Genomic DNA, 14,325 nt, shown 5'->3' with positions numbered 1-14,325 from the left:
GCTAGCGCTTGGCCCTGCCCGGGACCGTCTCGGGCAGGGTCCACAGCACCGGCAGCACCAGCGCCGCCACCAGCGCGATCATCGCGCCTGGCGCTGCTCCCCAGCCGCTGCGCTCCACCCACCATTGCGCCAGCCATGGCGTTGCCCCGCCGAAGAAGGCCGTGGCCATGGTCACCCCCAGTGCCAGCCCACTCACCCGCCCTTCGCCGGGGAACTGCTCGGCCGTGGCCGGGGCCGCGACCGCGCTCACGCCGCCGGCCACGCAGGCCAGCAGCACCGCCGCCAGCGCAATGCCCAACGGCGGCGCCTGTGCCATCCAGGCGAACAGGGACAGCGGCAACAACGCTGCCAGCAGGGTCAGGCCCAGCAGCATCGGCCGCCGCCCGACGCGGTCGGACAATGCGCCACACAGCGGCGTGATCGCAATCACTGCGACCGCCGCAATTGTCGAAAGCCACAGTGCATCGCCCTCATCGTGGCCCTGCGCGTGCAGGAACGCAGGCACATAGGTGATGCCCACGTAGTAGGTGATCGATCCCAAGGCCGAGATCGCGAAGGTGCGCGCCACCGCCAGCGGGTGGTGCTGCAGCACATGCCGCAGCGGCGTGGCAGGAATGCTGCCTTCGCGGCGCTGGCGCTCGAACTCAGGCGATTCGTGCATGCCCGAGCGCGCGACCAGGATCACCAGTGCCAGCGCAGCGCCGACGAAGAACGGAATACGCCAGCCCCAGCTGTCCAGCTGCGCGGGCGCGAGCAGCGCCACGGTGACCGCCGAGATCGCGACCGCCAGCAGTGCGCCTACTTCACTGGCGGCCGAGGCCAGCGAGGTCACCAGGCCACGCCGCCGCGCCGGTGCGCTTTCCAGCAGGTACGCCACCACGCCGGTGTACTCACCGCCCACCGAAAACGCCATCACGCAGCGCAATACCAGCAGTAGCACGCCCGCCGTGGTACCTGCGGTGGCCGCGGTTGGCAGCAACGCAGTGGCCAGCATCGCCGCCGCCATCAACGCCATCGAAGCCAGCAGCATCCAGCGCCGGCCCAGGCGGTCGCCCAGGTGGCCGAAGCACAGCGCGCCCAGCGGGCGCATCAGGTAGGACACCGCGAAGCCGGCCAGGGTGACCAGCAGCGCCTGTTCGCCGCCGCCGAAGAACACCCGCGACAACACCGTGGCGAAATACAGGTACAGGGTGAAGTCGTACCACTCCACTACCGTGGACAGGCCCGCCACCCACATCGAGCGCTGCCGCGCCGCGGTCATTGCGTGTTCGCCTTCAACAGCCTCGGTCCCGGTTGCGCAGGTTCGGGGCAGGATGTCATGGCCCGGGTGAAATACCGGTCATCGGCCATCCGCTGCCTGCATGTACTGGGTTTCATGGCCGGTGAAGCGCTCACCGTCAAAACCGAAGCAGAAGCGCCCTTCCTCGAACACGCGGTAGACCAGCAACGCGCCATCGAGGCAGAACTGCTGCCGGTCCACGCCCGTCTCCAGTGTCCCGTAGCCGGTAGCATCACCGCCCTTTCCCGCCGGCCCGGTGAAGGCATCGAACGGCAGTGGCGTCGCCCTGCCCGTGCGGGTATCGACCAGCACCAGCGTGCGCTGGAAATACTCCGGACGATCATCGACCTGTACCAGCAGGTAGTGCCGGTTGAAATTGGGTTTCTGATGCTGGAGGGCATCTTCGATGGCTGCGCGGTGCCGCGCATCGCAGAAGTCGACCGGGCTGTAGCGGTAACTGCAACCGTCGTGGTCGTAGGGCAGGTTCATGCCGGAATAGCTGATGCTTCCCTCGCTGTCCACGTCGTGGCCCAGTTCCGGGGTGCTGCACAGCAGCCACGAACGCTGCGCATCTTCGGGATCGGCCATCAGCTTCGGCTCGCGGCCCTCGTCGTAAGCCGCATCACCCGGGAAGTCCTGGCCGAAACGCTGGCGGACGATGGGACGTGCCTTCTCCAGCGGCAGGCCGATCCTGGCCCCACGGAACGAAACGAATGTCATCGTCGGCAGGATCACCTCTTCCACCGGCAGCCCCTTCCACTGCCCCTGCACGCAGAACGTGGCGATCTCGTTCTCCACGTCTTCCTTGCAGGGCTTCGGCGCGTTCGCCGCCAACCAGGGATGGGCCGGGCGCCCGGTCTGCTGATCGATGTACCAGCCGTCCAGCGCGCAGGTCGGCAAGGCGTCGAGCAGCGGAGAGAGATCTGTTGCGGTGGCCGGGGCGGCAGGCGGTGTGCCCGCTGCGGGTGCGTCGGTCGGTGCGTCCGGTATGCGCTGGCAGGCCGCCAGCGCGAGCAGACCGACCAGCAGCGCGACGTGGCGCGGGCGCTGGATTGAATGCTGCGCTCCCTGCATTGCGTGCTTCCTGGTTTTGACACTCCCTGCAGATGATCGCCGATCCCAAGGCCGTGCAGGAACGTCACAGATCCCACATCGGGGTCAGAGCCCTTCGCTCCCGCAAAGGGATCCGACCCCGCCCGTTACCCCGGCAGCTGCAGCTCAGCCATCAGCCCGCCACCCTCGCGGTTGCGCAACCGCAGCGAGCCGCCCAGCGACTGCGCCAGTTGCACCGCAATGGCCAGTCCCAGGCCAGTGCCACCGGTATCGCGATTGCGCGAGCTTTCCAGCCGATGGAACGGCGCCAGCACTGCCTGCAGCTGGTCCTCGGGGATGCCCGGGCCACGGTCGGAAATTCCGATCCATACCCTTCCGGCCTCGTCACGGCCGGCCTCGATCTCGGCAGCGCCGGCGTAGCGGAGTGCATTGTCGACCAGATTGCCGACCACCCGTCGCAGCAGCTGCGGCCAGGTCTGCACGACCAGTCCAGCGGGCGCACCGCCACTGACCGGCTTGCCCATGTCCTCGTAATCGCCGACCACACTGGCCAGGAACGCGCCCAGGTCCATCGACACCGGCGCGCCACTGGCGACGTGGCTGCTGCGCGCATAGGCCACACCCTCGCGCACCAGTTGCCCAAGGTGATCGAGGTCGGCCAGCAGCCGCTGCTGGGTGCTGTCTTCAGGCAGGGTCTCCACCCGGAGCTTCATGCGCGTGATGGGGGTCTGCAGGTCATGCGAGATCGCGGCCAGGATCTGCAGGCGTTCACTGACATGGCCACGAATGCGTGCCTGCAGTGCGTTGAGCGCGGCTGCTGCGCCGCCCACTTCCGCCGGGCCATCTTCAGGCAGTGCAGGCCCGTCCTTGCCCGGCTGCAGATGCTCCACCGCATGCGACAACTGCTGCAGCGGGCGCATGGCCAGGCGCACCGCCAGCCACGCGCACACCAGCAGCAGCGCCAGCTGCACCAGCAGCACGGCGGGCAGCCAGCGCGCCAGCGGCAGGCCCGACGGAGTGACTTCAATGGTCAAGGGAGTGCCGTCGTGCAGGCGCAGTTCCACCTCGAACCGCTCCGGCAGGCGAGCCACCTGGCGCGCCTGCAACGGATAGCGGTGCTGCAGGCTGTCATCGATGATCGCCGTGACCTGGCGTGCACGATCGGTCTGCAGCCCCGGTCCGGCCGCGGCCGGGCGCAGCAGGTAACGGTAGGTGCGCCGCTCCAGCCGCGGCACCCAGGCATCGCGCTGGTCCGCGGGCAGGTGCTCCAGCAGCGCGACACTCACGGCCACGTCTTCGTCCAGGTTGCGCAGCATCATGCTGCGGGTGGACTGGTAGCGTTCGAAGAACAGCAGGCCGAAAGACAGTGCGTGGGCCAGCGCCAGTCCGCCCAGCAGCACCAGCAGCAGCCGCGCCGACAGCGTGCGCGGCCAGCGTGGGCGGCGTGCGGTGGTGTTCATTCGTCCGGCCCCAGCAACTGCACCGGCACGCTGAACACATAGCCTTCGCTGCGCACGGTCTTGATGTAGGTCGGCTCGCGTGCGTCGTCACCCAGGCGCTGCCGCACCCGGCTGACCAGCAGGTCGATCGAGCGGTCAAACAGTTCGGCATCGCGGCCCTGCGTGAGGCTGAGCAGCTGGTCGCGGCTGAGCACCCGATTGGCGTGATCGAGGAATACGCGCAACAGGCGGAATTCGGCGCCACTGAGTGGATACGCGGTGTCCTGTGCATCCAGCAGATGGCGTGCGGTGGTGTCCAGGCGCCACTCGCCGAAGGCCAGCTGGCGACCGGCTTCGCTCACCTGCAGGTTCGGCGGCAACATCCGGGTGCGGCGGATCACCGCATTGATGCGTGCCAGCAGTTCGCGCGAAGAGAAGGGCTTGGTCACGTAGTCATCAGCGCCCATTTCCAGGCCGATGATGCGGTCGGTTTCGTCGTCGCGGGCGGTCAGCAGCACCACCGGCACCGCACGATGCTTGCCGGCGCGCAGGTTGCGGCACAGGCTCAGTCCGTCCTCGCCCGGCATCATCACGTCCAGCACGACCAGATCCACGGCATGGGTATCCATCAGCGCGCGCATGGCCCGGCCACCGTCGGCCTGGCTCACGCGCAGGCCGTTGCGTTGCAGGTAATCGGCCAGCATCTGGCGGATCTCGCTGTCATCGTCGACGACCAGGATGTGCGGTACGTGGTTCATTGCGTTCTCGATGAGGACGAAGGTCAAGGCCGCGCGGTGCGGCCATGGTAGCGCGGCTCAGGGGTTGGCCAGCAGGCGCTGGATCTCGCTTTCGGTACGTGCGTAGTCGCCCTCGCCGTAATGGCGGTAGACCACCCGCCCCTGCCGGTCGAGCAGGTACAGTGCGGGCCAGAAGCGGTTGCCCCAGGCGTTCCAGATCCAGTACTGGTTGTCCTGCACCACCGGCCAGGCGATGTCCAACCGTGCGATGGCCTTGCGCACGTTGCCAGGCAGCCCTTCATAGGCGAACTCCGGCGTATGCACGCCGATCACCCTCAGGCCCTGCGACGCGTAGCGCGCATGCCACTGGTGGACATACGGCGCCACGTTGAGGCAGTTGCTGCAGGTGTAGGTCCAGAACTCGACCAGCACCACCTTTCCCCGCAACTGCTCCAGTGTGAGCGGCGGGCTGTTGTGCCAGGGCCCGCCACCGTCGAACCCGGCGGCGGGAACGGCCTGTGCCGGCTGCGCATCGGCCTCCGGGCTGGGCCAGGCCATCAACAGCGCAGCCCCACCCAGCACGCCCATCAGCAACGGCAGCACGTACGCACGCAGGCCGGCCATCGCTCAGCCCCCCTGCTCGGCCAGTGGCAGTTCCGCCGGCTTCACCCCCGCCGCTTCCAGGATACTGTCGGCCACCTGCGCCGGATGCGAAAGCAGCGAGACATGGCTGCTGCCGATCGATTGCAGCTGCGCGCCAATGCGCTTTGCGGTGGCGGCCTGCAGCTGCGGCGACAGCATGCGATCGTCACGGCTGAGCACGTACCAGCTCGGCTTGCTGCGCCACGCCGCAACGTTCACCACCTCGCCCAGCGCGCTGGCCTTCAACGGGACCTGCGTGCTGTACAGCAGTGCGACCGACTTCTTCATCACGTCCGGCGCGAAGTCCTGGGCGACAGCGTCAGCCGGCAACGTCAGGTAGCCGTCCCTTTCCTGCAGGCGGGCCAGGCCCGGACCGACCGGGAAGCCTTCGCCCTGTTGCGCCGAAGATTGCCCTGCATCCGGTGCGAACGCCGCCACGTACACCAGCGCCTGCACCTTCGGGTCATTGCCCGCTTCGGTGATGACCGTGCCACCCCAGCTGTGGCCGACCAGTACCACCTTGCCAGGCGCAGCGGCAATCGCACGACGGGTGGCGGCGACGTCGTCGGCCAACGAGGTGAGCGGATTCTGCACGGCCACCGCCGGCAGCTTCCAGTCATGCAGGGTGCTGATGACCTTGCTCCAGCTGGAGCCATCAGCGAACGCGCCGTGCACCAGGATGACGGTGGGCGGTGCAGCGGTATCGGCCCGGGCAGCGAAGGCAGGGGCGGCGGCGGCAAGGGCGAGAGCGGCGGCCAGCAAGCAGGTACGGATCATGGGGGGCACTCCGGAGTTGGGAGTGGCCATTTCCGCCTGCCGGTGTATCGGCGCTGTTTCTCCGCAGCGCGGAGTTGTACCGGACTGTAGGGCGCAGGCGGGTTTCTACAGTGGGATACATTCGCGCGCCGGTCCTGGCCGGGCGCTTTCGGGTGGATATCGCTGCCCGCACGCGGGCGCGCAACGCCCCGATGCGCATCAGCGCATCGTCTTTGTATCTGACTGTACGAAACCCCGGCCGCGGCCACAGTCGCTGACAAAACCCCGGGCAACGGCACACGTTGCCGATACCTGCTCCGCCTGGAATGGCTTCCATCGACCACTGGCCCGCAGGACACCACCATGATCAGCACCGCTTCTTCCGTGTATACGCCCCGCCTGGACGCCGTCGGCCGCTGGCTCTCGCCGTTGGCGCTGCGCACCCTGCTGGCCTGGGAGTTCTTTGAATCCGGCCGCGAGAAGCTGGGCGGCCAGAACTGGTTCGCCGACCTGGAAGGCCGCTTCCCGTTCCCGTTCTCCACACTGCCCGCGTCGCTGAACTGGCAGCTGGCCACGTGGCTGGAACTGGTGGGTGCAGTGATGCTGCTGCTCGGCCTGGCCACGCGCTCGGTGGCCTACGTGTTCTGGGTACTCACCATCGTTGCCATCGCCGCCGTGCACTGGCCCGACCAATGGAACGGCCTGGGTGAACTCTGGCAGGGCTATGCGATCACCGACCAGGGCTACGGCAACTTCAAGCTGCCGTTGCTGTTCCTGGCCATGCTGCTGCCACTGATCCTCAACGGCGGTGGCGCACTCAGCGTGGACCGGCTGCTGGCCGGGTCCGGCCGTGCCACGGCACGCAATGACGGCCTGGGTTGGGGCGTCAGCCTGATCGCCCTGCTGCTGCCGGTTGCCGCGCTGTTGCCCGGCATCGGCTTCGGCGGTGCCCTGCTCGGCGGTGTGCTGGTGCTGGGCCATCTGCTGCGCCGTCGCCGCGCCGCCTGAGCCGACTCCCCTGTTCCCGCGCGTTTCGCTTTCCGTCGCCTCTTCGGCGGCGTCCATCCCGCACGCCCCGCGTGCTTTCCCAAGGAGTCACCACCATGTCCATCTCGACCAAGAACACCTCTTCCTCCCGCCTGCCGCGCATCGGTGCCATCGGCATCGCCCTGGCCGGTGGCCTGCTGCTGGCCGGCCAGGCCGCGGCGATCCAGCCGCTGGCGATCAGCGCGGTGGCCATGAGCGCCGCCGCCGAAGGCAAGTGCGGTGAAGGCAAGTGCGGGGCCAACAAGGCCACCACCGGCACGCCCGCCGGCAAGGCCAAGGTGGCCGAGGGCCAGTGTGGCGAAGGCAAGTGCGGCGACGCCTCGTTTGCCCGCACTGATCGCGACCACGACGGCAAGGTCTCGCGTGCCGAATTCAACGCTGTGGCCGCCAAGCGTGCCGCCGAGTTCGACCGCATCGACACCGACCACGACGGTTACATCAGCGAGCAGGAAGCGCACGACTACCTGCGCAGCGTCTACACCGCCAACGGCAAGCCGATGCCGAAGGGCCTGTTCTCCCGCGTTGCCGATTGATCGACGTTCACCCGGCGCCGCCTTCAAGGCGGCGCTCTCTGTGGAGCATCCGCCATGTCCCTGCCCCTGCCCAACCATGCCGCCGGTCTTGGCCTGCGCCGTGGCCTGATCGACGAACTGCTGGCCATGCCGGCCGGTGCCATCGACTTCCTCGAAGTATCCCCCGACAACTGGATCGGCGTCGGCGGTGCACACGGCGACGCGCTGCGCCAACTCAGCGAGCGCCACCCCTTGACCTGCCACGGCCTGTCGCTGTCGCTTGGCGGTCCTGATCCGCTGGACCGCACCCTGCTGGCACAGACCCGTGCCTTCCTCGACCTGCACCAGGTGCAGCTGTACAGCGAACACCTGAGCTACTGCGCCGCCGGTGGCCATGTCTACGACCTGCTGCCACTGCCGTTCACCGCCGAGGCCGTTCACCATGTCGCCGGCCGTATCGCCCAGGTGCAGGACATGCTGGGCCGGCGCATCGCCGTGGAGAACATTTCCTACTACGCCGTTGCCGGCGCGGACATGAGCGAGATCGACTTCATCAACGCCGTGCTCGCCGAAGCCGACTGCGACCTGCTGCTGGACGTCAACAACGTCTTCGTCAATGCCTGCAACAACGGTTACGACGCCTTCGAATTCCTGGCCCACGTGCCGTCCCACCGTGTCGCCTCGCTGCACGTAGCGGGCCACTTCGATGAAGACGACGGCTTCAAGATCGATACCCATGGTGCGCCGGTGAAAGGCGTGGTCTGGGCGCTGTTGCGCGAGGCCTACATGCGGGTGGGCGTGCGTCCCACGCTGCTCGAGCGCGACTTCAACTTCCCGCCGCTGGCCGGGTTGCTGGCCGAGGTCGCGCAGATCCGCCAGGCACAGGCTGAGGCACGTTGGCCGGAGGTGGCCCATGGCTGAGCCGCTGGCTACCCTGCAACGGCGCTGGGCCGATCATGTGCGGGACCCTGCAAAGACCGCACCCGATGGCGTGGAGGCGCGCAGGCTGGCGGTATACCGCCGCCTGTGCATCGACAGCCTGGACACCCTGCTGGCCGGCAGCCTGCCGCGACTGCAACAGCAGTTGGGCACGCCGCGCTGGCGTGACACCGTGGCGCACTACTACGCCCACCACGCCTGCCAGACCCCGTTGTTCCCACGGATCGCCGGCGAGTTCGCGGCCTGGCTGGCAGTGCAGGACACGCTGGCACTGCCGGACTGGGCGGCGGAACTGGCGCACTACGAGAGCACGCAGCAGTCGCTGCACATTGAACCGCGTGGCGCTGGGTGTTTGCTGCAGCGCGTACCCGAGGACACTGATGTGCTGGCGGTTTCGCCGCTGGTGCGGGTGCTTGGGTACCGGTGGCCGGTGCATGAGGACGAGGAGCTGAAACCGGTGCTGGGCGCAGCTCCCACGCTGCTGGTGATCCAGCGCCGCGCCGATTTCAGCCTGAAGGTCGAGCAACCGTCACCGCTGGCCTACGCGCTGCTTTCGGTCTTCGGTGACGACGGCGCGCGTGTGGATGAGGCACTGCAGGCGCTGTCCGAAACACATGACGTGGCAACGGACGCATTGCGTGCTGCCTGCGTGCCCGTTCTGGGCGAGCTGTGCACGGCGGGGGTGCTGGTTGCATTGCCTGCTTTCTGAGGTGCCGGCCAGCGGCCGGCACTACCCGTTCATTGACCGGCAAGCGGCCGGCACTACCCGCCCCCTACTTCGAGGTCTCATCATGGCTGCTTCCAACATTTCCTTCCTGCACGGCTGGCGCCTGTTCGTAGCCATCGCCGTGGTCCTGATCGCGTTCGCACTGACCGCCTTCGCCCTGTATCCCGATGCAGCCGAAGGCAGCCGCGCGGCGATCCGGCTCAGCGCCCGCACATCGTTCCTGCTGTTCCTGGCGGCATTCACGGCATCCTCCTTCGCCACCCTGCTGCCCGACCCGTTCACCCGGTTCCTGCTGCGCGAACGGCGCATCATCGGTCTGTCCTTCGCGTTCTCGCACCTGCTGCACGCAGTCGCCATCACCAGTTTCGGCATCCTCAACCCGGCGTTCTGGCCAGCACGCTCCGCGCTGGCCAACCTCCCGGGTACGGTGGGCTACATCGCCATCCTGGCGCTGGCCATCACCTCGCACCGGGGGCTCGCCAGGCGCATGGGACCCACCGCCTGGCGTCGCCTGCACGTCACCGGCATGTGGATCATCGCGGCGGTGTTCACCTACTCGTACTTCAAGCGCGTGCCCGGCAACTTCTGGTATGCGGTGCCGTCGGCGCTGCTGTTCACCGCCTTCGTGGTGCGCTGGATCGCCAAGCGGGCGCAGGCCCTGCGTCGAAGTGCGCATGCGCGGCCGCCGCTGCGGGCGGCCTGACGGGCCGGGGTCAGATCCCTTTGCCAAAGGCAAAGGGATCTGACCCCACATCAGGTCAAGGCGCGCGGCGCAGCGTGATCAGGGTGATCTCCGAAGGCACGCCGATGCGCGCCGGGAAACCGGCCCAGAGGCCCGCGCCGTTGCCCACGTACAGCGTCATCCCCTCCACGTCGTAGCGGCCGGAGACAAAGCCACCATTGGCCCGCTTCACCAGCTGGTCCATGCCGATGATCTGCCCGCCGTGGGTATGCCCGGACAGCTGCAGCTTCACCCCACGCGCCGCCGCCTCGCGCGCATTGCGCGGGCGGTGGTCAAGCAGGATCACCGGTGCAGAGGGATCGGCACCGGCCAGTGCAGCGTCCAGATCCGGCAGCGGCAGGCCGTAGCGTGCGGCCACCGGATCGGTGACACCGGCGATGGTCAGCGCCGCGTCGCCGCGCCGCACCTGCAGGTGGCTGTTCTCAAGCACCTGCATACGCAGCGCGCGGAACGCCTGCATCCATTGCTGATACTGCGCGTAGTACTCATGGTTGCCGGTGATGGCAATGACGCCGTCCGGCGCCTGCAGATCGGCCAACGGGCGCGCGTCGTCACGGCGGGCCTCGACGCTGCCGTCGATCAGGTCGCCAGTGATCACGATCAGGTCCGGCTTCAGCGCGTTGCTCTCGTCCACCACCCTGCGCACCCAGTCGCCGGTCAGCAGGCGGCTGGCGTGGATGTCGGTCAGCTGCAGCACGCGATAGCCGTCGAACGCAGCAGGCAGATCCTTGATCGCCACGTCGATCTGCCTGGGCTGGGGCACGGCCATGCCCTGGCTGACGCCATAGCCACTCACAAGCAGCGCCAGCAGGCCAGCCAACGGCCGCAGCTTCGAGGCGCGCAGGGCCGATACGATGCGCGGCCAACGCAGCAGGCGCGAAAGCAGCAGGCCCACATCCAGCACCAGCATCAGCAACGCCAGCAGCAGCACCGCCGTGGAGCCGGTGGCCAGGACGGCGATGGCCATCTTCGGGATTTCCGGCGATGCCATCGTGCCCCAGAAGGTGGCCACGATGCGCAGCTGCACGGCCATGGCCACCACCAGCAGCGACAGCACGACCTTCAACCCGATGGGCATGCGCAGCGGCCAGAACAGGCGCCAGGCCACATACAGGCCCATCAACAAACCGATCGTACTCAGCACTGCAACCATCCATGACAGAAAGCGGGCCCGCCATGGTGACGGCTGCGGGTCGTGTTGTGTAGAGCCGGGCCCATGCTCGGCTTCTCAACACGCAGCCGGGCATGGGCCCGGCTCTACAACAACAGGCGGTCAGGCCATTCCGTCGAGGCGCTCCACCCGCAGGCGGGCGATACGGCGCTTCTCCATTGCCAGCACGGTGATGCGCACGCCGGCCACCTCCACCGCGTCGCCGACGTCCGGCAGGCGGCCCAGCTGCTCCAGCACCAGACCGGAGATGGTCATGTAGTCGGCACTGCGGGGCAGCGACACGCCCGCCAAACGCTGCAGGTCGTCCAGGGTCAGCGCACCATCGGCCTCCCATTGATCCTCGCCCTGCGCCACCACGCCATAGCGCTCGTCCTGGGTATCGACCAGGTCACCGGCAATCGCCGCCAGCAGGTCGTTGGCGGTCACCAGGCCCTCCACGCTGCCGTACTCGTCCACCGCCACCGCCAGCGGCACCGGATGCTGGCGGATCAGTTCCAGCGCCTGCAGCGCACTGGCAGTGGACAGAACGTACTGCGGTTCGCGCAGGTTGCCCTCCAGCTGCAGTGGCTTGCCCTGCAGCAGGTCGGCCAGCACGTCCCGGCTCTGCACCACGCCACGCAGGCTGTCCAGGTCACCGTCGCCGACCAGCAGGCGCGTATGCGGCGAGGCCACCAGGCGCGCCACCACATCCTCCTGACCACGCGCCAGGTCGATCCATTGCACGTCGGCACGCACAGTCATCACGCTGGACACCGGACGATCGGCCAGGCCCAGCACGCTGCGGATCATTTCGTGCTCCGCCGGCTGCAGGCGCTCGTCGGCGTCCACCTGCTCGTCCACGCCTTCGTCGTCGTGGCCGTTCGCTGGACGCGCGCCCAGCATCCTCAGCACGGCATCGGCGGTGCGCTGGCGGAACGGCTGGCGGCGCTCGTTGCGCTCACGGTTGAAACGCACCCACTGGTTGAACGCCTCGACCAGGATCGAGAAAGCGATCGCTGCGTACAGGTAGCCCTTCGGGATCTTGTAGCCCAGGCCTTCAGCCACCAGGCTGAAGCCGATCATCAGCAGGAAGCCCAGGCACAGCACCACCACGGTGGGATGCTTGTTGACGAAGCGGGTCAGCGGCTTGCTGGCCAGCAGCATCAGCGCCATGGCGATGGTCACGGCCGCATACATCACGCCCAGGTTGTCGACCATGCCGACGGCGGTGATCACCGAGTCCAGCGAGAACACCGCGTCGAGCACCACGATCTGTGCCACCACCATCGCGAAGCTGGCATAGACCTTCTTGCCATCCTCGTGATGCTCGCGGCCTTCCAGCCGTTCGTGCAGTTCCATGGTGCCCTTGAACAGCAGGAACAGGCCACCGCCCAGCAGGATCAGGTCGCGCCCGGAGAAGCTGTGGTCGAACAAGGTCACCAGCGGCTCGGTCAACTTCATGATCCAGGCCAGCGCCGCCAGCAGCACCAGCCGCATCAGCAGTGCCAGCGCCAGGCCGATCACCCGCGCGCGGTCGCGCTGGTGCGGCGGCAGCTTGTCGGCAAGGATCGCAATGAACACCAGGTTGTCGATGCCGAGAACGATCTCCAGCACGACCAGGGTTGCAAGGCCCATCCATATCGAGGGGTCAGCCAACCATTCCATTTCAGGTCCGTTTCGTCAGTGGGTAAGGGAAAAGGGCGTCCACTCAGTCGGCATCCTGCGCCTGCGCCGGGTCATGCCCAAGCAGGTCGCCGGGCGTGCACTGCAGCTCGCGGCAGATCGCATCCAGCGTGGAAAAGCGGATGGCTCGCGCCTTGCCGGTCTTCAGGATCGACAGGTTCGCCAGGGTGATGTCGATGCGCCCCGCCAGCTCGGACAGGGTCATGCCCCGTGCCTGCAGCATGCGGTCCAGGGTGATGACGATCGCCATCAGATGACACCATCAAGGTCATCGCGCATCGCCGCGCCCACGGCGAACACGCGTGCGAGCACGAACAGCATCAGCACCGCCACCAGCCCGGTGATCGACATGCCGCCGCCCACCTCCATCCAGGTGAAATCCGGGCCCATCCAGGCCGCGTAGGCACCGATCAGGATCGACAGCAGTTCCATTGCCAGCATCAGCCAGGCCATGCGCTGCAGGCGCTGTGCATTGGCATGGGTGAACGGCCGCTCGCGCGCCGCCGACTTCAGCAGCCTCAGCAGATGGCGCAGGAACAGCAGGCACAGCACCAGCAGCGCGACGATCGCGCCCAGGCCCAGGCAGAAGTGCAGGAACAGGTCGTTGCCATGCGCGGTGGCGGCCTCGGCGTCATGCACGCTGTCGAGCAGCCAGCGGCGGTCATGGGCGACCAGGGGCACCGCCAGCAGTGCGGCCAGGATGCCCAGCCAGCACATCGCCCGGACGGCCTGTACGGCGGCCTGGGCCAGGGTGAACAAGCCTCGCGCGGGTCTGGCGCGGGCGGGACGAGCGGTCAAGCGGCCTCCGGCATTGGGGTGGCCTCGCCGCCCCAGGGTGGATTTATCGATAAACGATATAACACATCCTGCGTGAAAGGCTGAATCGCGGGCATGGTCCACCGGCTGGGCGCGGGCCCCGGCAGGCGTTACGGGGTGGGAGCCGCGGGTTCGAGCATCGCGTCCCCCGGCGTCACCGAGGCCATCGCCTGTACGCCGGCCTCGGCCGCCTGCCGCGTCACCAGCCGGAAGCGCACCTGCAGCTTGGCCTGCCCCGGCGTGGCCCAGCCGTATTGGATCGCCACCTGGTCGGCCGACAGCGGACCACGGCCCGGCAGCGAGCGCGCCTGCAATGGCTTCGGTGCCGCCTGCACCAGCCGTGCGAAGCCCTTCTGCACCACCGCCGCATCGGCCTTTTCCGCATACACCGAGCAGGTGCCATCGTCGGCCCAGCTGACCGCATAACGGCCGCTGGCCAGCGACACCATCCAGGCCACGCCCGACTGTCCCTGCAGCAACGTTGCCGCTTCGGCAGGCTGCAGCGGTGACAGCCCGTTGGATTCCATCAGCGACTGCAACCGCGCCGGCGCACCGATGTGCTGCATGCAGGCGGTATCGAACAACTCGCTGAAGGGATCCTGCGCCGGGGCCTTGGCCTTGGGAGTACGCGCGGGTTGCGCCACCGCCAGGGTGGGCAGCAGGGCCAAAGCCAGCCAGAACGCAGGACGCATCGGGATTCCACGCTACGGAAAACAGCAGGGAGGATGGCAAAGCCCGGGCGCGCCGCGCAATGGGTCATGGCTTGACAGTCCTAAGTTGCGGGAGCAACATGAATTAACGAA

General features: G+C 67.8%; 16 protein-coding genes. 5 read left to right on the top strand and 11 right to left on the bottom strand.

Features of this window, described 5'->3' with window-relative positions; translation table 11 throughout:
* Window position 1: 1 nt before the first annotated feature.
* The 6 genes from AC5P7F_RS07930 to AC5P7F_RS07905 form a co-directional block, all read right to left on the bottom strand.
* Window positions 2-1,261, bottom strand: coding sequence for an MFS transporter (locus tag AC5P7F_RS07930; protein ID WP_164077050.1), 1,260 nt, complete (start codon window positions 1,259-1,261; stop codon window positions 2-4).
* A gap of 78 nt (window positions 1,262-1,339) precedes the next feature.
* Complete coding sequence (locus tag AC5P7F_RS07925; protein WP_164077049.1) at window positions 1,340-2,353, bottom strand: hypothetical protein; 1,014 nt, start codon at window positions 2,351-2,353, stop codon at window positions 1,340-1,342.
* Window positions 2,354-2,478: 125 nt separating this feature from the next.
* Window positions 2,479-3,792, bottom strand: coding sequence for a sensor histidine kinase (locus AC5P7F_RS07920; RefSeq protein ID WP_100449601.1), 1,314 nt, complete (start codon window positions 3,790-3,792; stop codon window positions 2,479-2,481).
* A complete protein-coding gene (locus AC5P7F_RS07915) occupies window positions 3,789-4,529 on the bottom strand; it encodes a response regulator (protein WP_032960784.1) in 741 nt (246 codons plus the stop codon). Before AC5P7F_RS07915 ends, AC5P7F_RS07920 begins: the two co-directional genes overlap by 4 nt.
* Before the next feature lie 57 nt (window positions 4,530-4,586).
* The gene (locus AC5P7F_RS07910; protein ID WP_164077048.1) at window positions 4,587-5,132 is read right to left on the bottom strand and encodes a redoxin family protein; all 546 of its coding nucleotides are present in this window, start codon (window positions 5,130-5,132) and stop codon (window positions 4,587-4,589) included.
* Between the two features lie 3 nt (window positions 5,133-5,135).
* Window positions 5,136-5,927, bottom strand: coding sequence for an alpha/beta fold hydrolase (locus tag AC5P7F_RS07905; protein ID WP_164077047.1), 792 nt, complete (start codon window positions 5,925-5,927; stop codon window positions 5,136-5,138).
* 342 nt (window positions 5,928-6,269) lie between these two features.
* Here AC5P7F_RS07905 and AC5P7F_RS07900 point away from each other — a divergent pair, with 342 nt between their 5' ends.
* The 5 genes from AC5P7F_RS07900 (at window position 6,270) to AC5P7F_RS07880 (ending at window position 9,834) form a co-directional block, all read left to right on the top strand.
* Window positions 6,270-6,914 carry an HvfX family Cu-binding RiPP maturation protein gene (locus AC5P7F_RS07900; RefSeq protein WP_014646323.1) on the top strand — a complete coding sequence of 215 codons (645 nt, stop codon included), beginning with the start codon at window positions 6,270-6,272 and terminating at the stop codon, window positions 6,912-6,914.
* A gap of 95 nt (window positions 6,915-7,009) precedes the next feature.
* On the top strand, window positions 7,010-7,486 hold the full coding sequence (locus tag AC5P7F_RS07895; protein WP_142234403.1) for an HvfA family oxazolone/thioamide-modified RiPP metallophore: 477 nt from the start codon (window positions 7,010-7,012) through the stop codon (window positions 7,484-7,486).
* 54 nt (window positions 7,487-7,540) lie between these two features.
* Window positions 7,541-8,386, top strand: a complete 846-nt coding sequence (locus AC5P7F_RS07890) for an HvfB family MNIO-type RiPP peptide maturase (protein ID WP_164077045.1) — start codon at window positions 7,541-7,543, stop codon at window positions 8,384-8,386.
* Window positions 8,379-9,113, top strand: a complete 735-nt coding sequence (locus AC5P7F_RS07885; RefSeq protein ID WP_164077044.1) for an HvfC family RiPP maturation protein — start codon at window positions 8,379-8,381, stop codon at window positions 9,111-9,113. The genes AC5P7F_RS07890 and AC5P7F_RS07885 overlap by 8 nt, the downstream gene beginning before the upstream one ends.
* An 82-nt stretch (window positions 9,114-9,195) precedes the next feature.
* Window positions 9,196-9,834 (top strand): ferric reductase-like transmembrane domain-containing protein, encoded by a 639-nt coding sequence (locus AC5P7F_RS07880; protein ID WP_164077043.1) that lies wholly within the window; start codon window positions 9,196-9,198, stop codon window positions 9,832-9,834.
* Between the two features lie 55 nt (window positions 9,835-9,889).
* Here the strand turns inward: AC5P7F_RS07880 and AC5P7F_RS07875 are convergent, their stop codons facing one another.
* The 5 genes from AC5P7F_RS07875 to AC5P7F_RS07855 all read right to left on the bottom strand — a co-directional run bounded on the left by AC5P7F_RS07875 (window position 9,890) and on the right by AC5P7F_RS07855 (window position 14,214).
* Entirely contained in the window at window positions 9,890-11,026 is a 1,137-nt protein-coding gene (locus tag AC5P7F_RS07875; RefSeq protein WP_164077042.1) for a metallophosphoesterase, read from the bottom strand.
* Between the two features lie 120 nt (window positions 11,027-11,146).
* Window positions 11,147-12,688 carry a TerC family protein gene (locus AC5P7F_RS07870; protein WP_046429432.1) on the bottom strand — a complete coding sequence of 514 codons (1,542 nt, stop codon included), beginning with the start codon at window positions 12,686-12,688 and terminating at the stop codon, window positions 11,147-11,149.
* A 43-nt stretch (window positions 12,689-12,731) separates the two neighbouring features.
* On the bottom strand, window positions 12,732-12,956 hold the full coding sequence (locus AC5P7F_RS07865) for a helix-turn-helix domain-containing protein (RefSeq protein WP_012479411.1): 225 nt from the start codon (window positions 12,954-12,956) through the stop codon (window positions 12,732-12,734).
* Window positions 12,956-13,423, bottom strand: coding sequence for a DUF2975 domain-containing protein (locus AC5P7F_RS07860; RefSeq protein ID WP_164077061.1), 468 nt, complete (start codon window positions 13,421-13,423; stop codon window positions 12,956-12,958). The genes AC5P7F_RS07865 and AC5P7F_RS07860 overlap by 1 nt, the downstream gene beginning before the upstream one ends.
* Window positions 13,424-13,632: 209 nt before the next feature.
* Window positions 13,633-14,214, bottom strand: a complete 582-nt coding sequence (locus AC5P7F_RS07855; RefSeq protein ID WP_164077041.1) for an NMCC_0638 family (lipo)protein — start codon at window positions 14,212-14,214, stop codon at window positions 13,633-13,635.
* Window positions 14,215-14,325: the final 111 nt, after the last annotated feature.

This window comes from Stenotrophomonas sp. YJH_SMC_105-26, assembly GCF_059368915.1.
This window is presented reverse-complemented; position numbering and strand designations above follow the sequence as displayed.